The organism is Sinorhizobium sp. NFACC03, from assembly GCF_900103435.1.
Classification (GTDB): Bacteria; Pseudomonadota; Alphaproteobacteria; order Rhizobiales; family Rhizobiaceae; genus Ensifer.
In genome coordinates this window covers 307,764-331,934 of record NZ_FMXF01000001.1, presented here as the reverse complement: position 1 = coordinate 331,934, position 24,171 = coordinate 307,764, and the positions used below count along the sequence as shown (strand labels likewise).

Below are 24,171 nucleotides of genomic sequence, written 5' to 3'. Positions count from 1 at the left end.
AGCGCTCCTTGGTGTCAGGCCCTCTTCTGAGGCGCCGTTGCTTGATGCGCACTATATAGTCGATCTCCTTGTGCATTGCAATAAAATTGTGCAGCGCACAAAAGCCCGGGCATTAACCTTTCGCGGTGAAAGCCGGGACGAAGCTTCGGGCCTCGCTGGACCCCCGCGGATCCGCCGGGTATTAATAGAGTGTTAACCCGTAAGCGATCCGTCAATAGGCCCGTTCATGCCCGCGAGACAGTATCCTTTCATCGACATCGCCGTGCATGCGCGGGTGCGAGAGCATTTCGCCCGTGGCGATGCGGCGATCCTGTTTTCGCGGGACTTCGCACGCATCCTCTGGGCAAACGATCAGGGCGCCGCGTTCTTCGGTGCCGGATCGATCTATGACTTCATCGATGCAGGACCGGAACAGAACGATCTTTCGCTGCGCCAGTTGCGCGCCGCAGCCGCGCAACTCGTGCGCGTCGGCGATCGCCGCCAGCTTTCGATCCGCAAGTACTCAGGCTTTCGCGGCACGCCGCTCAATGTCGCCGTCGAAATGATCCGCGTTCGGCCGGACGAGGATGCCGTGCTCTTCACCGCGCCGCATGCAGGCGCACCGCTTTCGATCGAAGATCGGGCCGCACGCATGATCGCCGGCCTGGACGGCCCCGACACCCACATGGCCGTGCTCGACAGCGAGGGCGCCGTTGTCGCGCATTCCTCGGGTTTTCCCGACCTCGGCATGTCGGACGAGACGCGCAAGCAACTCGTCGTCGCGGTCTCGCGCGACCACGACTGGCTGATCAAACGGCCGGTCGCCACCCGCAAGGGCCATCTGCCGGCAGCCGTCGGCAAGATCGCCGACGATCCGTCGCTGCACCTGCTCTTTGCCGTCGAGACCATTCTCGGCACTCTCGACCCCGAGGAACACTCTCCTGCAGCCGAGCAAGCGCCGGTGTTGCCGCCCGTCCAGGATCAGGGTCCGGACGAAAGCGAGATTGCGACCGACGCCGAATTGGCAACCGACGAAATGGGCGACGAACCGGCCGCAAGCCTGGCGCCGCTCGAGCCGTTGGAAACGGCTGACGAACCCGACGCATCGGACGTCGAACAGCAGATCGACAACGGTGTCGAGGTCACGGATGAAGTGGGCGTCCTGGCGGACGCTGTCATCGAGCCGGAGCCGTCCAGTACCGCCGACGAGACGACAATTGCACCGTCCGCGGACGAACCCGACGCAGAGGACCTGAGCGTCGAGACCACTGAAATCGCTGCCGAAGCGGCTGTCGTCGAGGCAGCCGAAGACGAAACGGCCGAAATCACCGAAGTGGACAAGGCTGCCGGGGAGCCGGCGGAGTTCGTCTTCACGCCCGGCGGTCGTGCGGTGCGTTTCGTCTGGAAAATCGATGCCGAGGGCCGCTTCAGCGAAATCTCCGAGGAATTCGCAACCGCGGTCGGCCCGCGCGCGGCCGACGTGATTGGCGCAAGCTTCACCGAAGTCGCGGTACGCTACGACCTCGACCGCGACCACAAGATCGGCACGCTGCTGCAGCGACGCGACACCTGGTCCGGCAAGACGATTTTCTGGCCCATTCAAGGCACGAGCCTCAAGGTTCCGGTCGATCTTGCGGCTTTACCCACCTATTCCCGCTCGCGCGAATTCGACGGCTTCCGCGGTTTCGGCATCGTGCGCCTGGCCGATGCCGTCGAGGACAAGAACGCCAACGGCCTGGCGCTCGGCCTCACCGAGGCGGAGACGGACGAGCCCCTGCCAGAACGGGCCGAGAGCGAAAGTCCAGCCGGCGAGGCTGAGGCCGAAGGCCGGGTTGCGGCCGGACCGCAGGCCGAAGAACAACCGTCGCCCGCACCTGAACCTGCGACAGAGACTATCACGGGCGAAGGCAGCGCTGCCGAACCCGAAGACCTGCCGCTTTTCTCGGTCGTGCCGGAAGCAACGGAACTTCCACCTGAAGAGGAAAGCCTTGTCGAAGAGCCCACGCCCCCCTCGAATCCCTTCCAGGACGAGCGCCCGGTGCTGCGCGTCGTCGAGACACCAGGCCGGCGAACCTCCGACAAGGTCGTCGAGCTTGAGCAGCACCGCGCGGCGAACGGGCTGACACGCGGCGAACAGGCGGCCTTTCGCGAGATCGCCCGGCAACTGGGCGAGAATTTCGGCAAGCCGCCTGAAGAGGAAGACGCCGCGTCGGAAAGCGGCAAAACAGTCAGCGCGGCAACAGACGGGCCCCTCCTTGCGGGTGAGAACGACGACACCGCTTCGCTGCAGCCCCCGTCGGACGAGCCGGAAATTGAGGACGCAGCACCTGTCGCGGCAAGCGGAAGCGAAACCGAGCTTGACGCAGAGACACGCGACGCCGCCAGCGAGACCGACGTCCAGCAGCAAACGGCCGACATCGGTCTTAGCGGCGAGATCCTCGACAGCCTGCCGATCGGCATGCTCGTCCATCGCGGCGAGCAATTGCTGCATGCCAATCCGGAGTTCCTGCGGCTCACGGCCTATAGCGATCTCGGCGCGTTCGCACAGGAAGGCGGCATAGACGCGCTGTTTGCCAACGGCGAAGAGGCGATCGACGGCGAACCCGACGGCACGATGACGCTGATCCGCAAGGACGGCCAATTGCGGCCGGTCATCGCGCGTCTGCACTCGATCTGCTGGGGCGGCAACAGCGCGCTGATGCTGGCACTGACGCCGGCAAGCGCGCCGAGCGCCCAGCCGGCCAAGAGTGACGAGGCGGTGGCAGGCAGCGAACAGGTCGACCGCCTGAAGACGGAAATCGACGAGCTTAAATCCATTCTGGAAACGGCCACCGATGGCGTGGTCGTTCTCGGCCATGACGGCGATATCCGCTCGGTGAACCGTTCGGCGAGCGCGCTCTTCAACTATGACGAGGGCGAGATCCGCGGCAAACCCTTCGCGGCGCTCTTTGCCCATGAAAGCCAGAAGGCCGTGATCGACTACCTGCACGGTCTTTCCGGCCACGGCGTCGCAAGCGTGCTGAACGACGGCCGCGAGGTGATCGGGCGGGAGGCCAATGGCGGCTTCATCCCTCTGTTCATGACCATCGGAAGGCTTTCGGCATCGAACGGCTTCTGCGCCGTGATCCGCGACATCACCCAGTGGAAGCGGACGGAAGAAGAGCTCCGGAACGCCAAGCGCGCGGCAGAAACGGCAAACGCCCACAAGACCGAGTTCCTAGCCCGCGTCAGCCACGAGATCCGCACGCCGCTCAACGCGATCATCGGCTTCTCCGACATGATGGCGAGTGAGCATTTCGGCCCGGTCGGCCACCCGCGCTATATCGAATATGCCGGCGATATCGGCCGCTCCGGCCGCCATGTGCTCGATATCGTCAATGATCTCCTGGATATCTCGAAGATCGAAGCCGGAGAGATGGAACTCGACTTCGGCGCCGTCGAGATCAACGAGGCGGTTTCCGAGGCCGTGTCTCTCGTCCAGCCGCAGGCCAACAGCCAGCGTGTCATCATCCGCACCTCGCTTTCGGCAGCCGTGCCGAACGTCGTCGCCGATGGCCGTTCGATCAAGCAGATCGCGCTCAATATCCTGGCCAATGCCATCCGCTTCACGCCCTCAGGCGGTCAGATCGTCGTGTCGACCTCCTACGAGGCGAACGGCAGCGTCATCCTGCGGATCCGCGACACCGGCGTCGGCATGACGCGCAACGAGCTGGACCAGGCGATGAAGCCATTCCGACAGGTGACGACCGGCGCACGCAAGCGCGGCGACGGCACCGGGCTCGGCCTGCCGCTGACGAAGGCCATGGCCGAAGCGAATCGGGCGCACTTCTCGATCACCTCCGCGCCGAACGAAGGCACGCTGGTGGAAATCTCCTTCCCGTCACAACGCGTCTTGGCGAACTGAGACCGGATGTTATAAGGAAATGTTGACTCACGGTGGCCAGTTTGCTGGCCGCCGGTTAGCTATTCCTGCCGTCACGCTTCGGAATCGATCGATTGCAGTCCATCACTCAGAGAACAAAGCGGCGTCTTGCACGTGCAGGAACCGGTCTTTCCCATCCTCTCCTGGCGACCTGGGCCGGCCTGACGTCGGTGATCGTGCTGATGCCGATCATCGCGATCGCATGGCTCGCCGTTTCGGGCGGGGGCGACAACTGGCCGCATCTCATGGAAAACGTCATTCCGCGCGCGACCGGGCGAACGCTGCTCCTCGTTTCGCTGACCGGTGCCACCACGGCAATCATCGGCATCCTGACCGCCTGGCTGGTGGCAAGCTGCGAGTTTCCGCTTCGCCGATTTCTCTCCGCCGCCCTGGTGCTGCCGCTCGCCATCCCCGCCTATCTTGCGGCCTATGCCTTCGGTGAGCTCTTCACCTTCACTGGGCCGGTGCAGAGCCTGATCCGCTTGATCTTCGGCTTCAAGACGAGCCGCGACTATTGGTTTCCGGATATCCGCTCGCTCGGCGGCGCGGTGCTAGTGCTGAGCTCGGTGCTCTATCCTTACATCTACCTCGCCTGCCGCTCGATGTTCCTGATGCAGGGACGGGCGGCTGCGGACGTCGCGCGCACGCTCGGCGCTGGTCCGCTGAAAGTGTTCTTCCGCATCCAGATCCCGATGGCTCGCCCGGCGATCATGATCGGTCTGACGCTGGTGGCGATGGAGACCTTGAACGATATCGGTGCCGTCGAATTCCTCGGCGTGCAGACGCTGACCTTCTCGATCTTCGATACCTGGCTGAACCGCGGTAGTCTTGCGGGCGCCGCCCAGATCGCCTGCATCATGCTGGTCTTCGTCATCGGCCTGATGATGATTGAACGGGCCGCACGCCGTCGCCAGCGTTTTTCCAGCCAGAAGACGACCTCAGCCGTCCACGACGCCGTCCGGCTGTCGTTGACCGGCTGGAAGAAATGGGCGGCAATGTTCGCCTGCCTGCTGCCCGTCCTCTCGGGTTTCGCCGTGCCGTTTTTCGTCCTCGGCAATTTCGCCCTGAAGCGGATCGACCAGTTCGTGGAGCCTCGCCTTCTGAATGCTCTCTTCCACAGCATCCTGGTTTCGGGCGCGACGGCGATGGCCACGGTGCTGCTCGGCTTCGTGCTGGCCTATGCGGCGCGCACCGGGCACTCCCGCGTCTCCGACACGGCCGGCCGGCTCGCCTCCTTCGGCTACGGTGTGCCCGGCACGGTGCTGGCGATCGGCGTGCTCTTTCCGCTGGCTGCTCTCGACAATGCGGTCGACGCCGGCATGCGGGAAACCTTCGGCATCTCCACCGGCCTGATGATGACCGGCACCGGCTTTGCGATCATCTATGCCTGCAGCGTGCGTTTCCTCACCATGGCGGAAGGCACGCTCGAAGCCGGCTTCCAGAAGCTCTCTCCGCATCTCGACATGGCCGCGCGCGCGCTCGGGCGCACTGGCGGACAGACCCTGCGCACCGTGTTGCTGCCGATGATGCGCCCAGCCGTTCTGACTGCAGCCCTGCTCGTCTTCATCGAAACGATGAAGGAGCTTTCCGCCACGATCATGCTGCGGCCCTTCAACTTCAACACGCTCGCCACCCTCGTCTACGAGGACGCCTCGCAGGCGAAGGTGGAGGATGCTTCGGTCGCCGCCATGATCATCGTCATCGCCGGCATGATCCCGGTCATTGCCGTGTCGCGGTCTCTCGAAGGCCGATCCTGATAGGTATCGGGAAGCCCGCCCTGCGAGTTTCTGACGGCAGCAACGGCATAAAAAAAAGGTGGCTGGGAGGCCACCTCGATAATCGAATGCTAAACCAACAAGTGCTCGAGAAGGGATGACATCATGTCTGCGGCGGCATCGCTGCCGAGCGCCGACTTACATCGACCGGCCTCAAGTTGACATGACCATGCGCCCCCAATTCTTAACAAGACCTTACCAGGCGGCTCCGCAATTTTAGTGATTTTTCAGCAAGTCTGAAGGCGTGGTTAATTCGGGGAGCGCCAACAAGTTAACGCGCCCTCAATTTTTAAGGGCCTCGAGCCCGGCAAAAAGGTCGAGCGCCTCGGGGTTGGCGAGCGCCTCCTTGTTCTTCACCGGACGGCCGTGCACGACGTCACGAACGGCAAGCTCGACGATCTTGCCCGACTTGGTGCGGGGGATGTCGGCGACCGCGATCACCTTCGCCGGCACGTGGCGCGGCGACGCGCCGATGCGGATGCGGTTCTTGATCGCCTTGGTCAGATCGTCGGTGAGCGCGATACCAGATGCGAGGCGAACGAAGAGAACGACGCGTACGTCGTCTTCCCAATCCTGCCCGATGCAGAGGGCTTCTGCGACCTCCTCCATCTGCTCGACCTGATTGTAGATCTCCGCAGTGCCGATGCGCACGCCGCCGGGGTTCAAAGTCGCGTCGGAGCGGCCGTGAATGACGATGCCGCCATGTTCGGTCCATTCGGCAAAGTCGCCATGGCACCAGATATTGTCGAAGCGCTCGAAATAGGCGGCGCGATACTTGGCACCCTCCGGGTCGTTCCAGAACATCACCGGCATCGACGGGAACGCCTTGGTGCAGACGAGCTCGCCCTTTTCACCGCGCACGGATTGCCCCTCGTCGTTCCAAACGTCGACCGCCAATCCGAGGCCGGGCCCCTGAATCTCGCCGCGCCAGACCGGCTTCAAGGGATTGCCGAGCACGAAACAGGAGACGATATCGGTGCCGCCGGAGATCGAGGCGAGCTGGACGTCCGACTTGATGCCTTCGTAGACGAAGGAGAAGCCTTCCGGCGACAAGGGCGAACCGGTGGAGGTGAGCAGCCTCAGGGTGGAGAGATCATGGGTCTTGGCCGGCACGAAGCCGCCCTTGCGGACCGCATCGATGTACTTGGCCGAGGTGCCGAACACGGCGAACTTCTCGGCGGCGGCATAGTCGAAGAGCACGTTGCCGTCGGGATAGAAGGGCGAGCCGTCGAAGAGGCAAAGCGTGGCGCCGACCGCCAGGCCCGAGACCAGCCAGTTCCACATCATCCAGCCGCAGGTGGTGAAGTAGAAGAGGTTTTCGCCGCGGCGCAGGCCGCAATGGAATCGGTGCTCCTTCAGGTGCTGCAGCAAGGTGCCGCCGGCCGAATGAACGATGCACTTCGGAACACCCGTCGTGCCCGACGAAAACAGCACATAGAGCGGATGGCTGAACGGAAGCCGTTCGAACGTCAGCGTCTTCGCCTCGAACGGCGCGATGAAATCTCCGAGAGTCTTGCCGCCCGCGATCGAGGCCGCAAGCGCTGCGCTGTCGCCGGCATAGGGTATGATCAGCGCCGGCACTGCAAGGCTCGCGGAGACCGCGCGCACCTTCGCGTCGACGTCCTGGCGCTTGCCGTTATACCAGTAGCCGTCGCAGGCGATGAACAGCTTCGGCGCGATCTGGCCGAACCGATCGAGAACGCCCTGCTCGCCGAAATCGGGAGAGCAGGACGACCAGATCGCCCCGATCGAGGCGGTCGCCAACATCAGCGCGATGGTTTCCGGCATGTTCGGCATCATCGCCGCGACGCGATCGCCCGGGCCGATGCCCTGCGCTTTCAGCGCCTGCTGTAGTCGCGACACCAAAGCACGCAGATCATTCCACGACAGGCGGTAGTCGACCTTGTCCTCACCGCGGAAGACAAGCGCATCGCCATCGCCGGTTTCGCGAAGCAGGTTCTCCGCGAAGTTCAGTTTCGCTTCGGGGAAGAAACGGGCATCGAGCATCCGGTCGCCATTGACGAGGGCAGTCGCGCCACGCTCCCCGACGACGTTGCAATGCTCCCAGACTGCGGTCCAGAAGTCACCACGCTCGGCCACCGACCATGCATGGAACGCGTCATAATCCGCAAAGGTTCTGCCGAAGCGTTCGCTGCACCAGGCGATGAATTCAGCCATTGGGCTATGCGCACGGATCTCTGGACTCGGAACCCACAATGGCTGCTCTGCTTGCATGCTTTCCTCCACTCCTACTCCATGCTCTCTATACCATGCTGCATCGCAAAATAAACAGTACCTGCAGTCGTCTCGGCATCGCGCCGGCGACATTTACCTGTCTGTTTCCTGTCCGTCGCATTTGATTTCTGAAGACCGAAGGCCTATCCAACATGCGAGATCCAAGCGATGGCGACCGGGCAGACATGACACGGAATTTCCTGCATAAGATGCGCGACGCACGCCTGCGGTCGCGGCTCAGCCGTCACCACTTCCTGTGGGCCGCAGCGATCGGAGTGGGGCTTGCTGTCGCCTACAATGCCGCACTGCCTCTGCTGATTTCGACCGCCGACGTGCGCCCGACGGTGGAGCACATGCTCGACGCCTGGTCAGGTGGGAAAAGCCGGATAACAGGCAATCCCGAGATCCGCTTCTGGCCGGAACCGACCCTCACGCTGCGCTCCGCGACGATCGAGACGGCAGATGGCACATCGCGCAAGCTCGTGCATATTGGCAGCATAACCGCGTCCTTCAGCCTGCTTTCAGCCATCGATGGCGACCCGGACCTCGAGGACATCCGCTTGATCGAGCCGGTCGTCACGCTGGAAAGGCGGACGGATGGCACGCTCAACTGGCAACGTCCACACTGGTTGACTGTGCCGGAGCGATCGACCTCCGGCGACGATACGCCCTTCGGTGACGTCACGGTCGAAAACGGACGCCTGCAGGTCATCGATCTCATTACCAATCAGACCCGTGAATTTTCCGGCATCTCCGGAACGGTCAAGTGGCCGTCCTTCTCCGAGCCTCTGGGCGCCCAGTTCTCGGGCAGCATTGGTGGACAGCTGGTAACCTGGACGCTCGACTGCAACGAACCGCTGGCGCTTCTTGCCGGCCGCGATACGACGCTCAGGACATCGCTGACCTCAACGCCATTGAACCTCTCTTTCGAAGGCGTCGGCAGTCTCTCACAAACACCGATCAGTTCGGGCCGGCTCCAGCTTTCGACCGCATCCCTGCAAACGCTGGCGGCCTGGTTCGAGGGCAAAGCCGAGCGTGCCCTGCCCGACAGCAGTTTCAACCTCAGCGCCAATGTCACGACAGGTGATAGCTCCCTGAAGCTCGACGATCTGCAGTTTGCTCTGGGCGGCGCCAACGCGACCGGTGTTCTCGACGTCTCCACGCCAGCCAACGATACGCCCCGTATTGAGGGCACGCTCGCCTTCGACCGCATCGGCCTCAACGGTTTGCAACCCCTCATCGATCAATTGCCGGTGGAGCCTGACGACATCGCCAAGCAGCTCGGTGACGCTTTCGCGCGGACCTGGCGTGCCGATGTCCGCCTGTCGGCGCAGGAGGCATTGGTCGGCCCGCTGCGGCTTGTGGATGTGGCGGCCGGCATCATCATCGACCATGGGCGCGCTTCCATCGACATCGCCGACAGCACCTATGCCAATGGCCGGCTCAGTGGCCGGATCGCAGTCTCGGAAGCGGGGTTGGCAAAGGGCGGCAAACTCGAACTTGTCCTGAAAAATGCCGACCTCGCCGCAGCGCTCGCGGACTTCGGGTTTACCGGCCCGATCCCGTCCGGCCGCGGCAACGTCAACTTCGACCTGGTGACCGAGCATCCGTTCTGGACTGAGCAGGCGGCCGAGGCTTCGGGCCGCATCAGGCTCTCGCTCGCCAACGGCACCCTCTCCAGTTTCGACGCAAACGCCTTCGCGGACCTGGTCAGGGCGGGAGAGTTCTTCTCGCTGGCTCAGGCGAGCGATGGCAGCTTCGCTTTCCAGACGGCCGACATCGAAGCCAGTTTCGGCCAGGGGTCGGCGCGGCTGAACCAGGCGCTTTTCACCGGCAAAACCGGCAGCCTCTCGGTCAATGGCGTCATTCCCTATCGCACCGGCAGCCTGGCACTCGCCGGCACGTTCATCGACACACTCAATGCCGGACAAAGGCTGCGCTTCTTCGTCGGCGGGTCCTGGCCGAATGCGGTGATCTCGCCCCTGTCGGTCCTCGGCGAACCCAACTGAAAACGGCCGGCGTCACGGACGCCGGCCGCTGGTTGCTGTTCACAACGGACAAAGCCGGTTCACGCCCAAGCGCGGAGCAGCTCCCGCTCAGGATTGCGCAAAGGCGGCCCGCTCGTCGCGCTCGCGCTGTGCCTCACGCTGCTTGGTGACGATGGAGGCAACGACGACCCCGATTGCGACAATGCCGATGAGAATGGTGCAGATCGCATTGATTTCCGGCGTCACCCCGAGCCGCACCTGGCTGTAGATCTTCATCGGCAGCGTCGTGGCGCCCGGTCCCGTCGTGAAGCTCGAAATCACCAGATCATCCAGCGACAGCGTGAAGGCCAGCACCCAGCCGGAAAACACTGCCGGCGCAATAACCGGCAGCGTGATCGCAAAGAAGGTGCGGACCGGCGTGGCGCCGAGATCGAGCGCTGCCTCTTCGATCGACTGGTCGAAGCTTAAGAGCCGCGACTGCACGACCACGGCGACGAAGCACATGGTGAAGGTGATATGCGCCAGCGTGATCGTCCAGAAGCCGCGGTCAAGGCCGATGGCGACGAAGAGCAGCAGGAGCGACAGACCGGTGATCACCTCGGGCATGACGAGCGGCGCATAGACCATGCCGGAAAACAGCATGCGGCCGCGAAAACGCGTGTAGCGAACGAGCGCCAGCGCCGCCAGCGTCCCGAGCACCGTTGCACAGGTCGCCGAGATCAGCGCGACGCGGATCGTCACCCAGGCGGCATCGAGCAGCGCCTGATTGTGCCAGAGCTGCGTGTACCATTTGGTCGAAAAGCCCGCCCAGACCGTGACGAGCTTCGACTCGTTGAACGAGAAGATCACCAGAAGCACGATCGGCAGGTAGAGGAAGCCGAAGCCGAGCACGATCGAGGCGATGTTGAAGCGAGACCAGGTGCCCATCTCCTACTTCCCCTCGCTGTCAGCTTTGGCCTGCGCGTTCTGGAAATAGACGATCGGCAGCACCAGGATCAGAAGCAGAATCGTCGCCACTGCCGAGGATACCGGCCAGTCGCGGTTGGCGTTGAACTCGTTCCAGAGGGTCTTGCCGATCATCAGCGTTTCCGAGCCGCCGAGCAGGTCGGGGATAACGAATTCGCCGACGGCCGGGATGAAGACGAGCAGGCAGCCGGCGACGACGCCCGCGAGCGAGAGCGGGAAGGTCACGCGCCAGAAGGCCGTAAACGGCGTGCAGCCGAGGTCGAGTGCCGCTTCGGTCAGCGTGTGGTCCATCTTCTCGAGCGACGAATAGATCGGCAGCACCATGAAGGGCAGATAGGAATAGACGATGCCGATATAGATCGCCCAGTTGGTGTTGAGGATGATCAACGGCTGGTCGATGACGTTGATGCTCATCAGGAACTGATTGAGCAGACCCTCGGGCTTCAGGATCGCGATCCAGGCGTAGACGCGGATCAGGAAGCTCGTCCAGAACGGCAGGATCACCAGCATCAAGAGCGTCGGCCGAATGGTCTTCGGTGCCTTCGCCATGCCGTAGGCGACCGGATAGGCGATTAGCAGCGTCAGGACAGTCGAAACCGCCGCGATGATGACGCTCGATACATAGGCGTTGAAGTAGAGGACGTCTTCCGTCAGCCAGACATAGTTGTCGAACGAGAACTCCCGCGCCTTTTCCAGGATTCCGGACAGGCCACCAAAGAGATCGAAGACCGGCGTATAGGGCGGCATCGCCACTGCCGTCTGCGACAGCGAAATGCGGAAGACGATGAAGAAGGGGATAAGGAAGAAAAACAGCAGCCAGGCATAGGGGATGATGATGACGAGGCGGCTGAAGAGAGCGGATGCGACGCGTGTCATGGTCTCAATCCTTCAGAACGACGCCGGCGTCTTCGCCGAAGGAAATCCAGACCTCCTGGTCGTAACCGAGCGGATCCTCAACCGCGCGCACCGCATTCAGCGACGACGCCTTGATCACGCGTCCGTCCTTCAGGCGCACGTGGAAGACGGTCATGTCGCCGAGATAGCCGATATCCCAGATCTCCCCCTGGACGGCGTTGACGGGCGCGTGTGCCGGCGGCTGGCGGCTGACACGGATCTTTTCCGGGCGGACGGCGACGGCGGACTTGCCGCCTGTAGCCGGTCTTTCGGGCGACGCCATGCGGATGGGGAAGCCGTTGGTGCCTTCAAGGCGCACGTAGCCGCCGTCAGCCCCGCCGACCGCTCCCTCGAAAATGTTGACGTCGCCGATGAAGTCCGCGACGAAACGGGAATTCGGCGCCTCATAGATCTCGGCCGGGGTCGCGACCTGGATGACCTTGCCGTGGCTCATGACCGCGATGCGGTCGGCCATGGTCATCGCCTCCTCCTGGTCGTGCGTCACGACGACGAAGGTGAGGCCGAGTTCCTGCTGCAGGTCCATCAGTTCGAACTGGGTTTCCTCGCGCAGCTTCTTGTCGAGCGCGCCGAGCGGCTCGTCGAGGAGCAGCACCTTCGGCCGCTTGGCAAGCGAGCGGGCGAGCGCGACGCGCTGACGCTGGCCGCCGGAAAGCTGGTGCGGCTTGCGCTGGGAAAACTTTTCGAGCTTCACCAGCTTCAGCATCTGCGCGACGCGCGCAGCGATATCCGCTTTCGGCATGCCGTCCTGCTTGAGGCCGAAGGCGATGTTGTTCTCGACCGTCATGTGCGGAAAGAGCGCGTAGGACTGGAACATCATGTTGACCGGCCGCCGGTAGGGCGGGATGCCGGCGAGGCTCTGCCCGTCGAGAATGATCTCACCCGACGTCGGCTGCTCGAAGCCGGCAAGCATGCGCAGGAGCGTCGACTTCCCGCAGCCCGACGCGCCGAGGAGCGCAAAGAACTCGCGTGTGTAGATATCAAGCGAAAGGTCGTCGACGGCGGTGAAATCGCCGAACCGCTTTGTCACGTTCTTGACGGAAATGAATGGCTTGGAAGCGGGATCCGCCCAGGGGGCAAAGGACCGCCGAATACTGCCGAGAGACTTCATCATCTATCCCCGAATGATACAGCCGATTGGGCGCTCTTGTTTTCCCCGGCGCCCATTAAGAAAATTGCCCGGATTTTGAGGTCCGGGCAATTCGTTTTCCGCTCTTACTGGCCGGTTACGACCTTTGTCCAGAGTCGGGTCAATACCCTCTGTTCCTTCGCCTCGAAGGGCGTCACCGTGAACAGTTTCTGCATCACCTCTTCCGACGGATAGATGGCGGTATCTTCCAGAACGGCCTTGTCGAGGAACTGCTGCGAGGCCTTGTTGCCGTTGGCGTAGAAGACGTAGTTCGATGCCTTGGCGACGACTTCCGGCTTCATCATGTAGTTGAGGAAGGCATGGGCTTCCTCGACGTGCTGCGCATCGGCAGGGATCGCGAACATGTCGAACCACATCTGCGCACCCTGCGACGGGATCGCATAGTCGACGGTCACGCCGGCCTTCGCTTCGGCCGCGCGGTCACGGGCCTGGAAGACGTCGCCGGAGAAACCGACCGCAAGGCAGATGTCGCCGTTGGCGAGCGCGTTGATGTATTCCGAGGAATGGAACTTGCGCACGTTGGGACGGATGCTTGCCAGGAGTTCGGCCGCCTTTTCCAGATCGGCAGCATCGTGGCTATCCGGATTGAGGCCGAGATAGGCAAGCGCCGACGGCATGACGTCGGTCGGGGAATCGAGGATGTGGATGCCGCAATCCTTGAACTTCGCCGCCAGTTCCGGCTTGAAGATCACGTCCCAGTTGGGCTTCTCGTCCGTGCCCAGGATCGCCTTCATCTTGTCGACATTGTAGCCGATGCCGGTGGTGCCCCACATGTAGTCGACGGCGTATTCGTTGCCCGGATCGTACTTCGCCGTACGCTCCATGATCACGTCCCACATATTGGAAAGGTTCGGCAGCTTCGACTTGTCGAGCTTCTGGAACACGCCGGCGGCGATCTGCCGCTGCAGGAAGGTTGCCGTCGGCACGACCACGTCGTAACCCGAACCGCCCGCGAGCAGCTTCGTCTCCAGGATCTCGTTGGAATCGAAGACGTCATAGACGACCTTGATACCGGTCTCCTTGGTGAAGTCTTCCAGAATGCTGCTGTCGATGTAATCCGACCAGTTGTAGACGTTGACCACGCGCTCCTGCGCCGAGGCCAGCATGGTCGAACCGGCCAGTACGGCTGCCGCCAGGGTTGTGACGATGAGCTTGGACATACAACTCCCCTTTTGATTTTTCGTATCGGGCCCGGCATGCCGGGACACCGTCCAATCCGCTTCGCTCAGGCCGGAGGTTAGGCATGTTTCTCGATAACCTCAAGCGCTTTCGTGCCAACAAAAGGCGCCGCCGCATCGGTCGGTGTTTTTCACAAGCCAAGGAAAATCGGGCACTTATGGCAAGCCGCCGGGCGGCTGCTTAAACCGGGCGTCACCGCTCGCCGCAGTTAACCATGTCGATGCTCGACATGTACGGACCGACGTTTACAATTGATTAACCATGATCGCCGTGCGATTTTCCGGCCGGTTGTGCATCAAGGCTTGGGTATTGCGATGGGCGAGAAGATCGTTGGCGAGAAGGCCACAGGCGGACGAAGCCGCAGGATCGACCCGAAGGAACTGAAAAGCCTTTCCGTGCTCGAGCCGCACAAGGCGCTGGGCGCAATCGCTTTCGATTGGGTGATGATCGCAGCGGCGATCGCCGTCAGCGAATATGCCAGCAATCCGCTGGTCTATCTGCTCGCCGTTGTGCTGATCGCCGGACGCATGCATGCACACGGCTGCATGATCCACGAGGCCGCGCATTACCGCATCGTCCGCAACAGAAAACTCAGCGACTGGATGAGCGACCTGTTGCTCGCCTGGCCGGTGCTTGCCACCGTCGACGGCTATCGCCAGAACCATCTCGCGCACCACCAGCATGCCAATACCGACGAGGATCCGGACTGGACGGCGAAGCTCGGCATGCCGCAATTCACCTTCCCGCAGAAGCTTGCTCGCGGCATAACACAGTTGCTTGGCTACCTCGTTGCGGTCAATTCGCTGCGCGACATGCTGCACATGGCCAAACGCATGGGAAAGAACGACCGCTCGACGCTTCAATACAAGCTGCTGCGCATCGGCTTCTATGTGGCCGCCGCGGCGATCTTCACGCTGCTCGGCATCTGGCGGGAAGTGGCGCTCTACTGGGTGGTGCCGTTCCTCACTTTCTTCTGCCTGTTCCTTTATATACGCAGCGTCGCCGAGCACTTTGGCAGCATGGACTATAGCGACGAACTCACGAGTTCACGCACGGTCTATCCGCATGCCTGGGAGAAGCTGTTCTTCGCCCCCCACAACATCAACTATCACCTCGAGCACCACCTCTATCCGGGCGTGCCGTTCTACAACCTGCCCGAGTTGCACGCGATCCTGATGCGCAACAAGGCCTATGCGGACAAGGCGCATATCACCCGCGGCTATACGACGGGCCTTCCGGCGGAATGCTTCGCGCCGGATGCACCGCTGCTGCCGAACCAGCATCCCGTCAGCTATTGAAAATCGAAAACGCTGAGCCCGGTCGCCATCTCATCGAGCCCCAGCGGCCGCGTGACCGGCGGCTCGGCGCGTGCCAGACAGCCCTGCCGTTCACAGAGCCGGCAGGCGGCACCAATCGCGACCGCCGGCGGCATCCCCGCACCGTAGACCACCTCATCAGCGAAGGACGCTTCGCAACCGAGGAGTAAGGCCGTGCGCCGAACCCGCTCCTGAAACGCCGCCTGCGGGCCATCCAGCGTGCGCGCCACCGTCAGAAACGCAGCGCCATCGGGCATTTCGACACGATCGACCAGAACCTGCCCCGGCACCGAGAAGGCGGCATGGATATTGAGCTTCGGACAGCCGCCGCCGAATTTCGCCTGCGGGAAGCCTGAAGCGCCGGCCCGCCGCAAGCGGTGGCCGGCATTGTCGATCTCCATCAGAAAGAAGGGCACGCCTTGTGCGCCCGGCCGCTGCAGCATGGTCAGCCGATTGGCGGCCTGCTCGAAGGAGACCTGAAAGCGCGCACGCAGCACGTCGACATCATACTTCGCGCGCTGCGCGGCGGCGAGGAAGGCGGCATAGGGCATCATCAGCGCATGCGCGCCATAGCGCGCAAGCTCGAAACGGGCGATGCGGCGCGCCTCCGCCGTCGAGAAACGCAAAGGCTCGAGTTCGGCGATGATCGCCTCATGGCAGGCGATCGATACGGCCTCCATGGCGATCTCGCGGAGCTGGTCATAGGGCGATAGCCGCTCGGAGATGAAGAGGCGCATGGAATGCCGGTCGAAACGGCGGCGCAGATTGGGCATGGCATGCACCGGCAGGCTGCGCACCACCAGGCCATGCTCCTTCTTCAGCCAGTTCCTGAGAGCACCCACGAGATCATCGCCTGGCGACAGCGCCTCATGAAAGGCTTCCGCCGCTGCCTCGATTGCAGCAAAATGATTGGGCCGAGCCTCGAAGGTCTCGCGCACCTCGTCCATCGGCAGCCGCGTGCCCGAAAGCGCCTCCATATGCCCCTGCCCCGCCAGCAGGTCGGCGAGGTCCTTCAGGCGCGCCGCCTGCTCGCGATAGGCGCGATAGAGCTTGACGACACCGCCGGCGGCATTGGGGGCGGCTTCCGCCACCTCGATCAGCTCCTGCTCTCCGGGCAGTTCGGCTGACAACAGCGGATCGGCAAAAACCTCGCGCAATTGCGTGAGGCTGCCACCGGTTTCTCCCTGCAGTTCGTCGAGATCGACCTTGTAGACCGACGCGAGTTTCAAAAGCAGCTGAACAGTCAACGGCCGCTGATTGCGCTCGATCAGATTGAGGTAGGACGGCGAGATGCCGAGGGCCTCGGCCATGGCCGTCTGCGTCAGCGAGAGACCGTTGCGAATACGCCTGACCCGCGGACCGGCGAAGATCTTGTTCTCGGCCATTTGTAACTACCTTTACAATCTGCAACGAACGCGACGATTTACATTTTTTACAAATTTACTTCGCGCTTCTGTCAAAGGCAAGACAAGATAACCCTTTTGAGCGCGCCATTTCATTGTTTCCAATAGCCGAATATCGCAGCGCAATGTAAAAGCTGTCACATGAACTCGAAACACAAAGCGCCGCGCGACGAAAGTCGAATGGATGTCCGATTTTGACAGGAGGATGTAATGACTGATTTTTACAAGCTGGTTCCGAGCGCACCGCAAGGCCGCTTCGATGGCGTCGAACGCCCCTATACCGCCGAGACCGTAAAGCGGCTGCGCGGGTCGGTCGAAATCCGCTATTCGCTGGCCGAAATGGGCGCGAACCGCTTGTGGAAACTCATTCACGAGGATGACTTCGTCAACGCGCTTGGAGCGCTCTCCGGCAACCAGGCCATGCAGATGGTCCGCGCCGGCCTGAAGGCGATCTATCTCTCCGGCTGGCAGGTTGCTGCCGACGCCAACACCGCTTCGGCAATGTATCCGGACCAGTCGCTCTATCCGGCCAATGCGGCGCCCGAGCTCGCAAAGCGCATCAACCGCACGCTGCAGCGCGCCGACCAGATCGAAACGTCGGAAGGCAAGGGCCTTTCGGTCGACACCTGGTTCGCGCCGATCGTCGCCGATGCCGAAGCCGGCTTCGGCGGCCCGCTCAATGCCTTCGAGATCATGAAGGCGTTCATCGAGGCAGGTGCTGCCGGCGTGCACTACGAAGACCAGCTCGCGTCTGAAAAGAAGTGCGGCCACCTCGGCGGCAAGGTTCTGATCCCGACGGCCGCCCATATCCGCAACCTGAACGCAGCAAGGCTTGCCGCCGACGTCATGGGCACGGCGACGCTGGTCATCGCCCGTACGGATGCGGAAGCGGCAAAGCTGCTCACTTCCGATATTGACGAGCGCGACCGTCCTTTCGTCGACTATGACGCCGGGCGCACGGTCGAAGGCTTCTACCAGGTGAAGAACGGGCTGGAGCCCTGCATCGCCCGGGCCATCGCCTATGCACCGCATTGCGACCTCATCTGGTGCGAGACCTCCAAGCCAGATCTGGAGCAGGCCCGCAAGTTCGCCGAAGGCGTACACAAGGCGCATCCGGGCAAGCTGCTCGCCTACAACTGCTCGCCGTCGTTCAACTGGAAGAAGAACCTCGACGACGCGACGATCGCCAAGTTCCAGCGCGAGCTGGGCGCGATGGGCTACAAGTTCCAGTTCATCACGCTTGCCGGCTTCCACCAGCTGAACTTCGGCATGTTCGAACTGGCGCGCGGCTACAAGGCGAGACAGATGGCCGCCTATTCGGAACTGCAGGAAGCGGAATTCGCAGCCGAGGTCAACGGCTACACCGCAACCAAACACCAGCGCGAAGTGGGCACCGGCTATTTCGACGCCGTTTCGATGGCGATTACCGGTGGCCAGTCCTCAACGACCGCGATGAAGGAATCGACCGAGCACGACCAGTTCCGCCCGGCCGCAGAGTGAAAGCCCGGCGGGAGCGCGGCAATCCCTGCCCGCTGCGCTCCTGCCGATCCTCATAAATCAGAGCGGGACACGGACGGAAACCGCAGACACTCTTCCGCATCCCACTCTAGCCTCGAACCTCAAGGAGAAGTCCAATGACAGTCCAGACACGCGTCAAGGAACGGGCCGAGGAACAGTCTTCGGCGATGACCCCGGACCAGCAGGCAGCGATCCGCATGGTCGCCAACGACCTGCACCGCCTCAACCAGTCCGTTATGAAGGCCGTGGATGCCGGCGTTTCGGTCGAGCTCGTTCGCTCGGCCCGCCACCACGGTGGTGAAGGCAACTGGGGCGACCTCCTGATCCCGGTCATCGTGACCCAGGGCAGGCCATGACACTCGCGGCGATGACGCTTGCGATGGCTTTGCTTTCATCCGTCTCGCTTCGTCCGCTCGCCGCATCTTTCGTCCGAAGCGCAATTTATAGTTGAACAACATTGAAACTGTAGCGCGAGACCTCGGCGCACAAGATCAGAAAGGCCGGCAGCGATGCCGGCCTTTCCGTGCTCGCGGTGATCGTTCACGACGCAACGATCACCGGCAACCCACTATTTCAGGTTGATCGAACCGCCCGCTCCTGCCTATATTAGCCAAACCTACCTTAGGCAGAGGTGCGCATGCATCGATCGACGAGAGCTGCCGATACGGCCGAACTGACGGAGTTGATCTACGGCGCCGCATTTGGTGACTGCAGCTGGCAGGACTTTCTTGATCGACTGACCACGACGATGCCCGGCGGGCGCTCGGCGCTCCATTACCACGATCTCACATCGCCGGCGTCATGCGTGCCCTATGTCTCCGGCTTTACGCCGGAAGCCATCGACCAGTTCAACAGCCACTTCGCGGCGATCAATCCCTGGATACCGAAGTCGGTCCTCGTGCCCGTCGGCCGCGGTCTCGCCGGCGAGCATATCGTCTCGCGCGCGGATTTGCTGAAATCGGAATTCTACAATGACTGGCTGAAGGGCCAGACCGGCTGCGAGACCACGGTGGGCGTCACCATCGTGCGCAGCGCGACGCGCACATTGCTCGTATCGACCTGTACATCGTCCACGGACGAGGAACTCAACCGGCAGGCGGCCGATCAATATACCCTTCTTGCCCCTCATCTGAAACGCGCCTTCGATTTCCTGCGCCGACGGGACTTGATGATGGCCGAGCAGCATGAGGGCCAGACGCTTCTCGATACGATCGGCGTCGGCGTCATTTATGTCGGCGACAATCTTCGCATCCGCTCGATGAACGTCAACGCCGAACGCATGGCGGCGAAGGGTTCTCCGTTTCGCGTCACGATCGGCGGACGCTTGTTCATGGACGAACCGGAAGCCAACGCGGCACTGGAGCTTCTGGCCTCACCGGTCGGCACTCCCGCACAGCCGCAGGTTCGCATCGTCAGGACCGCGGAGAATGGCGCCTTTCGGATCACGCTCGTCCGGCGAAGCGCCAGTATCTTCACCGAACTCCTCGATGGCCCCACCGTCGCGGTGCTGGTCGAGCCGGCGTCCTCGCTGGTTTTTGACCAACGCCTCACCCACCTGAAAGACAGCTACGGCCTCACGCCGGCCGAAATCCGCATCGCGTCAGGCGTCGTTGCCGGCCTGACGCTGAAGGAAATGTCGCATGCCAACGGCGTCAGCTACGAGACGACCCGTACGCAGCTTAAAAGCATCTATTCCAAGACCCGGGTCAATTCTCAGGCCGCCCTGGTCAAGCTCCTGATGCGCTGACCGAAGGCGCCAGAACCCACGACCCGTCGTTCTGGATGCGGGCCGGTCGCGCGCATGCTCAGCCGCGACGCGGCCGTTTTCCGGCAAAGACGTCAGCATGGCTACGCAACAGCTTCGTCATGCGATCGACCACCGTGCGGATTTCCTTTCGGTGCCGATCCTCGTTGTTCATCACGATCCATTGCCGATGCCTGAGCGCCGGGATTTCGTCACCCGCCCGCTCCAGCATCGGATCGAGATCGCCGACGAAACAGGGAAGCACGGCGCACCCGGCGCCGGCACGGGCGAGATCCAGGAGCGAACGCGGCCGTGTGATCGTCGCGACGATCCTGCCCTCTGCCTGCTGGTGAGGCCAGCGAAGATAGGCCGAGATCGCCTCCTCTTCGCCCACGGCCACCCACCGACTGTTGGCAGCTGACGCTGCGTTCTTCTGGCGATAGGCGGCGTAGGCGACGTCACCGATCAGGCTCGCCGCCAGATAGCTTTCCTCGGGCTCGAAAGCACGGATGCCGATATCGGTCTCACGATAGGCGAGGCTTGCGCGTGTCTCGCCAACCGTTATCGCCAGGCTGAAACCATCCCTCTCGCTGCAAAGTGCCGGGAAATTCTCGGCAAGAAGCCAGGCATTCCAGGTGCCGACGGTGATGCGGACTGTCGCGCCTTCACCCTCGCGCCGCCAGCTTTCGACCAGGCGCGCCGCCGTCTCCATCTCCTGAAGCTGCTCGAAAAGAAGCTCACCGTCGCCAGTGAGCTGATAGCCGGTCTGGCTGCGCAGGAATAAGGCGCGGCCCGTCCGCTCCTCGAGCTCCAGCATCCGCCGCCCGACCGTGGCCGGGCTCGAACCGAGCGCCTGTGCCGCGCCGGTCAGGCCCCCGGTGCGCGCCACGCTCATGAAACAGCGGTAGATATCCCAATCCAGGTTTTTCATTACTGAAAAATATAGCGCGATATCCGGTGTATGTAAAACTGCTTTGGATGCATAAAAGACGTGATGCCCACCAAGTGAGGAGCATCACCATGGAAATGATGGCAATGGTCTATATCGCCGACATGGCCTTGAAGAACCGGCGTTGGGACGAAGACTTCGATCCGAAGCCGCCGGGATATCTTCGGCGCCTCTTTAACGCCCTGTCCGTCAGGATTGCCCAGCGGCGCATGAGGCGCCTTGACGCTGAAGAAAAGAGCACCGCGGAGCCCTGCGGCCACGCGGTGCAATGTTAGCCCCTGCCCTTGTTATGTCGCACGGCGATACCGGTTTGCCGTGCCTTCGCCTGAAGGCGGAACGTCCGCAGTCAGCGAATTCGATTGCCGGCCGCCTCAGGCGGCCCGGTAATTGTAGTCGTCTGCCTGCGGCTCCAGCCGGAACTGCTCGACAAGCATCATCAACGTGTCGGCCTGGTGCGCGAGCGACCGGCTCGTCGCCGTGGCTTCCTCGACCATGGAAGCGTTCTGCTGTGTCATCTGGTCCATCTGGTTGACCGAGCCGTTGACCTCGTTGAGCGCAACGGCCTGATCGCGGCTAGCGGTCGCGATCATCTCCACATGCTGGCTGACGGTGACGATCTGCGCGCTGATCGATGCCAGCACTTCGCCCGTTTCCTTGACCAGGTGCGAACCGGCATTGACCTCGTTCGTCGACTTGTTGATGAGCCCCTTGATCTCGCGCGCGGCCTCTGCCGAACGCTGCGCCAGTTCACGCACTTCCTGGGCGACAACGGCAAAGCCCTTGCCTGCTTCACCCGCACGCGCCGCCTCGATGCCGGCGTTCAGCGCCAACAGGTTCGTCTGGAAGGCGATGTCGTCGATCACCTCGATGATCTGCTCGATCTGGCGCGAGGCCTCCTCGATGCGTCCCATGGCGGCGATCGCGTTGGTGACGACGGTCGCTGAGCTGTCGGCGCTGCGCTTCGTCTGGATCACGGCATGGTTGGCTTCGCCGGCACGCTCGGCCGAAGAGCGAACGGTCACGGTGATCTGGTCGACCGCAGCGGCGGTTTCTTCAAGCGATGCCGCCTGGGCTTCCGTTCGCTTCGACAGCGAGTCGGCGGCATGATGCATGCTTGAGCCGCTTTCCTGGATCGCCTGCGCATTGGCACGGATCTGGGAGAGCGTGTCCTGCAGCCGGATCAGCGAGCCGTTGAAGTCCTCGCGCAACTGTTCGAGACGACCGTGGAACGGAACCTCGATCTGGCGCGAGAGGTCGCCCTGCGCGAGACGGCCGAGACCGGCTGCAAGCTCGCTGACGGCCAGATCGATCTGACGATCGAGCTCCCGCTTTTCCCGATCGTTGCGGCTGCGCTCCATCTCGGCGCGAGTACGCTGCTCTTCGCTCTCGGCCTCGATGCGCACCTTGGAAAGCGCGTTCTCCTTGAAGACGCCGAGCGCGCGCGCCATGTCGCCGATTTCGTCACGACGGGCGTCGCCGTCGATCGCCGTGTCGAGGCGGCCATCGGCGAGGCGCCGCATGGCAGCGGTGATCTGACCGATCGGCTTCTTCAGCGTCAGCGTCAACGCAATGCCGGCAAGCAGCGCGATGACGACGCCGCCGACGGTTGCGGCCACCGAGATCTGGTTTGCTTCCTGGCGTTCTGTTCCGGCGGCCACCTTCTGCTGCTCGGCAAAGCCGGTGAGATCGCCCCAGATCTGGTCGATCGATTGGCCGGCAGCGTCGAAGTCGGCGGTCCGCTTGACGGTGATTTCGACGAGCGCTGCGGCATCCTTCTTCATCGCCGTCAGGATCGGCATCAGCGTATCGGCGATCTTGTCGAAGGAAGCGCCGTCACTGGCAACACCACGCAGCGTCGCCATGTTCTGTTGAACGGCAAGCGACTTGTCGAGCAGCTTCTGGCGGTTCTCTTCGTTCGTCTGCCCCATGAAAGTCGCAGCGGAAATCTGAATGTCCGTGATCGACGCGGCGAGCCGGCGGGTTGCGGTCAGTACCGATTCCGTCGTGACGATCTGCTCGTCGAGTTCGGCGAAGATCCGCGTCGCGTCACGCATCTTGCCGACCGATGCCGCCTCCAGGCGGAAGCTCGCAGTGCGGAAACGGTCGACATATTTGGAGATGCCGGCAAGCGTCTCCGGGCCGGCCGGCGCCTTCAGCAGCGAACCGATCTCGCTCGAAGCCGACGTGATCGTTTCGGCAAGCGATTTCTCGTCCTTCGGCAGCAGACGGAAGATGTCGCGCTCGGTGCGGCCGATCATCGGGAAGCGTTCCTTGACGGCCTTGAGCTTGTCGTCGACGGTGATCGCCTTGCTGACCTCGGTGCCGAATTCGTTGAAGAAGCGGCTGGCGCGCATCAGCTTTTCGGCTTCGCGCAACATGGTCTTGGCAGCGTTTTCGTTCTTCCGCACGGCGTATTGCAGCCGGTTCGATTCCTCGTTGATCTTGGAGCGCTCGATCAGCAGCGCGTCGAGGTTTGCCGCCATCGCTGCGCGCAGCTCCTGCTCGCCGACATGCAGCTTCCAGAGGCCATCAATGCGTGCCTCGATGTCGTTTGTCGCGGCGATTGCGGCCGTCAACTCGTCCTGACCGCTCTGGCCGGCGACCTGCGCGGCCGTCGCCGCAAGCACGTCCTTCTGAGCCGAAATCTTCGACTGGACGGCTTGCCTGGTTTCCTCGGTCGTCGAATGCAGGAAGGCGTTCATGCCCGCATAGACATCCTTGAAGCCGCTCAATGTCTGCAGCACGCTGTTGGAAATCTCCATGCGGCCCTGAAGCAGGCCGGATGCATAGAGACCGGTGATACCGACGGCACAGATGCTGACGACGAAGGGCAGGATGAAAAAGAGCACCTTCGTCTGGATCTTGAAACGGGCAAGAATTCTATCAATGAACATTGAAAACACCTTGGCTCGCAGCTCGCATTCGCCTCCCCCGGCAGCTCGAGACGTCTCCGCCTTCAACGACAGGGCGTGAAGGTGCGAGCGATCGAGAGCCACCCGATGCGCAAACAGGCTGATGTTTTTCGGAAAATCATACGGCGCACGCCGCAAGTCCGTCGGCAATCATTGCGGATCCGCGTCACCACTCCTAGGCAACGTGGACCTGACGAACTCACATCGTCGCACTATCCAATTT

Annotated in this window: 16 protein-coding genes; 8 read left to right on the top strand and 8 right to left on the bottom strand. The window is 62.5% G+C overall.

Features of this window, described 5'->3' with window-relative positions:
* The first annotated feature begins 226 nt into the window (after positions 1-226).
* A complete protein-coding gene (locus BLU35_RS01610; RefSeq protein ID WP_093231974.1) occupies positions 227-3,883 on the top strand; it encodes an ATP-binding protein in 3,657 nt (1,218 codons plus the stop codon).
* Positions 3,884-4,083: 200 nt separating this feature from the next.
* Entirely contained in the window at positions 4,084-5,658 is a 1,575-nt protein-coding gene (locus tag BLU35_RS01605; protein ID WP_286161438.1) for an ABC transporter permease, read from the top strand.
* Between the two features lie 300 nt (positions 5,659-5,958).
* On the opposite strand, the gene BLU35_RS01600 is transcribed toward BLU35_RS01605, so the two are convergent.
* Positions 5,959-7,911 carry an acetoacetate--CoA ligase gene (locus tag BLU35_RS01600; RefSeq protein ID WP_093231972.1) on the bottom strand — a complete coding sequence of 651 codons (1,953 nt, stop codon included), beginning with the start codon at positions 7,909-7,911 and terminating at the stop codon, positions 5,959-5,961.
* 185 nt (positions 7,912-8,096) lie between these two features.
* Here BLU35_RS01600 and BLU35_RS01595 point away from each other — a divergent pair, with 185 nt between their 5' ends.
* Positions 8,097-9,920 carry an AsmA family protein gene (locus BLU35_RS01595; RefSeq protein WP_093232308.1) on the top strand — a complete coding sequence of 608 codons (1,824 nt, stop codon included), beginning with the start codon at positions 8,097-8,099 and terminating at the stop codon, positions 9,918-9,920.
* Between the two features lie 87 nt (positions 9,921-10,007).
* On the opposite strand, the gene BLU35_RS01590 is transcribed toward BLU35_RS01595, so the two are convergent.
* The 4 genes from BLU35_RS01590 to BLU35_RS01575 all read right to left on the bottom strand — a co-directional run bounded on the left by BLU35_RS01590 (position 10,008) and on the right by BLU35_RS01575 (position 14,087).
* On the bottom strand, positions 10,008-10,826 hold the full coding sequence (locus tag BLU35_RS01590; RefSeq protein ID WP_057250991.1) for an ABC transporter permease subunit: 819 nt from the start codon (positions 10,824-10,826) through the stop codon (positions 10,008-10,010).
* Positions 10,827-10,829: 3 nt separating this feature from the next.
* A complete protein-coding gene (locus tag BLU35_RS01585; RefSeq protein WP_057250993.1) occupies positions 10,830-11,741 on the bottom strand; it encodes an ABC transporter permease subunit in 912 nt (303 codons plus the stop codon).
* Positions 11,742-11,745: 4 nt separating this feature from the next.
* Positions 11,746-12,888: an ABC transporter ATP-binding protein gene (locus tag BLU35_RS01580; protein WP_057250995.1), complete on the bottom strand. Its 1,143-nt coding sequence runs from the start codon at positions 12,886-12,888 to the stop codon at positions 11,746-11,748.
* 104 nt (positions 12,889-12,992) lie between these two features.
* On the bottom strand, positions 12,993-14,087 hold the full coding sequence (locus tag BLU35_RS01575; RefSeq protein ID WP_057250997.1) for a polyamine ABC transporter substrate-binding protein: 1,095 nt from the start codon (positions 14,085-14,087) through the stop codon (positions 12,993-12,995).
* A gap of 333 nt (positions 14,088-14,420) precedes the next feature.
* Between BLU35_RS01575 and BLU35_RS01570 the strand changes: the two genes are divergently transcribed.
* Positions 14,421-15,404, top strand: coding sequence for a fatty acid desaturase family protein (locus BLU35_RS01570; protein WP_093231970.1), 984 nt, complete (start codon positions 14,421-14,423; stop codon positions 15,402-15,404).
* Here BLU35_RS01570 and BLU35_RS01565 read toward each other — a convergent pair.
* Positions 15,398-16,807: a helix-turn-helix domain-containing protein gene (locus BLU35_RS01565; RefSeq protein ID WP_093231969.1), complete on the bottom strand. Its 1,410-nt coding sequence runs from the start codon at positions 16,805-16,807 to the stop codon at positions 15,398-15,400. The two genes, BLU35_RS01570 and BLU35_RS01565, sit on opposite strands and share 7 nt — an antisense overlap.
* 228 nt (positions 16,808-17,035) lie before the next feature.
* On the opposite strand from BLU35_RS01565, the gene aceA reads away from it, so the two are divergent.
* The 3 genes from aceA to BLU35_RS01550 all read left to right on the top strand — a co-directional run bounded on the left by aceA (position 17,036) and on the right by BLU35_RS01550 (position 20,090).
* Positions 17,036-18,325: an isocitrate lyase gene (gene aceA / locus BLU35_RS01560; protein WP_058325404.1), complete on the top strand. Its 1,290-nt coding sequence runs from the start codon at positions 17,036-17,038 to the stop codon at positions 18,323-18,325.
* Between the two features lie 134 nt (positions 18,326-18,459).
* Entirely contained in the window at positions 18,460-18,699 is a 240-nt protein-coding gene (locus tag BLU35_RS01555) for an SMc00767 family acetate metabolism repressor (protein ID WP_034800815.1), read from the top strand.
* Between the two features lie 281 nt (positions 18,700-18,980).
* The gene (locus tag BLU35_RS01550) at positions 18,981-20,090 is read left to right on the top strand and encodes a helix-turn-helix transcriptional regulator (RefSeq protein WP_057251004.1); all 1,110 of its coding nucleotides are present in this window, start codon (positions 18,981-18,983) and stop codon (positions 20,088-20,090) included.
* A 58-nt stretch (positions 20,091-20,148) separates the two neighbouring features.
* Here the strand turns inward: BLU35_RS01550 and BLU35_RS01545 are convergent, their stop codons facing one another.
* Entirely contained in the window at positions 20,149-21,018 is an 870-nt protein-coding gene (locus BLU35_RS01545; RefSeq protein ID WP_057251006.1) for a LysR family transcriptional regulator, read from the bottom strand.
* Between the two features lie 89 nt (positions 21,019-21,107).
* Between BLU35_RS01545 and BLU35_RS01540 the strand changes: the two genes are divergently transcribed.
* The gene (locus tag BLU35_RS01540) at positions 21,108-21,311 is read left to right on the top strand and encodes a hypothetical protein (protein WP_057251007.1); all 204 of its coding nucleotides are present in this window, start codon (positions 21,108-21,110) and stop codon (positions 21,309-21,311) included.
* 96 nt (positions 21,312-21,407) lie between these two features.
* On the opposite strand, the gene BLU35_RS01535 is transcribed toward BLU35_RS01540, so the two are convergent.
* Positions 21,408-23,930 carry a methyl-accepting chemotaxis protein gene (locus BLU35_RS01535; RefSeq protein ID WP_057251009.1) on the bottom strand — a complete coding sequence of 841 codons (2,523 nt, stop codon included), beginning with the start codon at positions 23,928-23,930 and terminating at the stop codon, positions 21,408-21,410.
* Positions 23,931-24,171 lie beyond the last annotated feature (241 nt).

Bases quoted from the DNA above. Each gene is read 5' to 3' on its own strand.
- BLU35_RS01610 (WP_093231974.1), top strand. From the start codon at position 227: ATGCCCGCGAGACAGTATCCTTTCATCGACATCGCCGTGCATGCGCGG.
- BLU35_RS01605 (WP_286161438.1), top strand. From the start codon at position 4,084: ATGCCGATCATCGCGATCGCATGGCTCGCCGTTTCGGGCGGGGGCGAC.
- BLU35_RS01600 (WP_093231972.1), bottom strand. From the start codon at position 7,911: ATGCAAGCAGAGCAGCCATTGTGGGTTCCGAGTCCAGAGATCCGTGCG.
- BLU35_RS01595 (WP_093232308.1), top strand. From the start codon at position 8,097: ATGACACGGAATTTCCTGCATAAGATGCGCGACGCACGCCTGCGGTCG.
- BLU35_RS01590 (WP_057250991.1), bottom strand. From the start codon at position 10,826: ATGGGCACCTGGTCTCGCTTCAACATCGCCTCGATCGTGCTCGGCTTC.
- BLU35_RS01585 (WP_057250993.1), bottom strand. From the start codon at position 11,741: ATGACACGCGTCGCATCCGCTCTCTTCAGCCGCCTCGTCATCATCATC.
- BLU35_RS01580 (WP_057250995.1), bottom strand. From the start codon at position 12,888: ATGAAGTCTCTCGGCAGTATTCGGCGGTCCTTTGCCCCCTGGGCGGAT.
- BLU35_RS01575 (WP_057250997.1), bottom strand. From the start codon at position 14,087: ATGTCCAAGCTCATCGTCACAACCCTGGCGGCAGCCGTACTGGCCGGT.
- BLU35_RS01570 (WP_093231970.1), top strand. From the start codon at position 14,421: ATGGGCGAGAAGATCGTTGGCGAGAAGGCCACAGGCGGACGAAGCCGC.
- BLU35_RS01565 (WP_093231969.1), bottom strand. From the start codon at position 16,807: ATGGCCGAGAACAAGATCTTCGCCGGTCCGCGGGTCAGGCGTATTCGC.
- aceA (WP_058325404.1), top strand. From the start codon at position 17,036: ATGACTGATTTTTACAAGCTGGTTCCGAGCGCACCGCAAGGCCGCTTC.
- BLU35_RS01555 (WP_034800815.1), top strand. From the start codon at position 18,460: ATGACAGTCCAGACACGCGTCAAGGAACGGGCCGAGGAACAGTCTTCG.
- BLU35_RS01550 (WP_057251004.1), top strand. From the start codon at position 18,981: ATGCATCGATCGACGAGAGCTGCCGATACGGCCGAACTGACGGAGTTG.
- BLU35_RS01545 (WP_057251006.1), bottom strand. From the start codon at position 21,018: ATGAAAAACCTGGATTGGGATATCTACCGCTGTTTCATGAGCGTGGCG.
- BLU35_RS01540 (WP_057251007.1), top strand. From the start codon at position 21,108: ATGGAAATGATGGCAATGGTCTATATCGCCGACATGGCCTTGAAGAAC.
- BLU35_RS01535 (WP_057251009.1), bottom strand. From the start codon at position 23,930: ATGTTCATTGATAGAATTCTTGCCCGTTTCAAGATCCAGACGAAGGTG.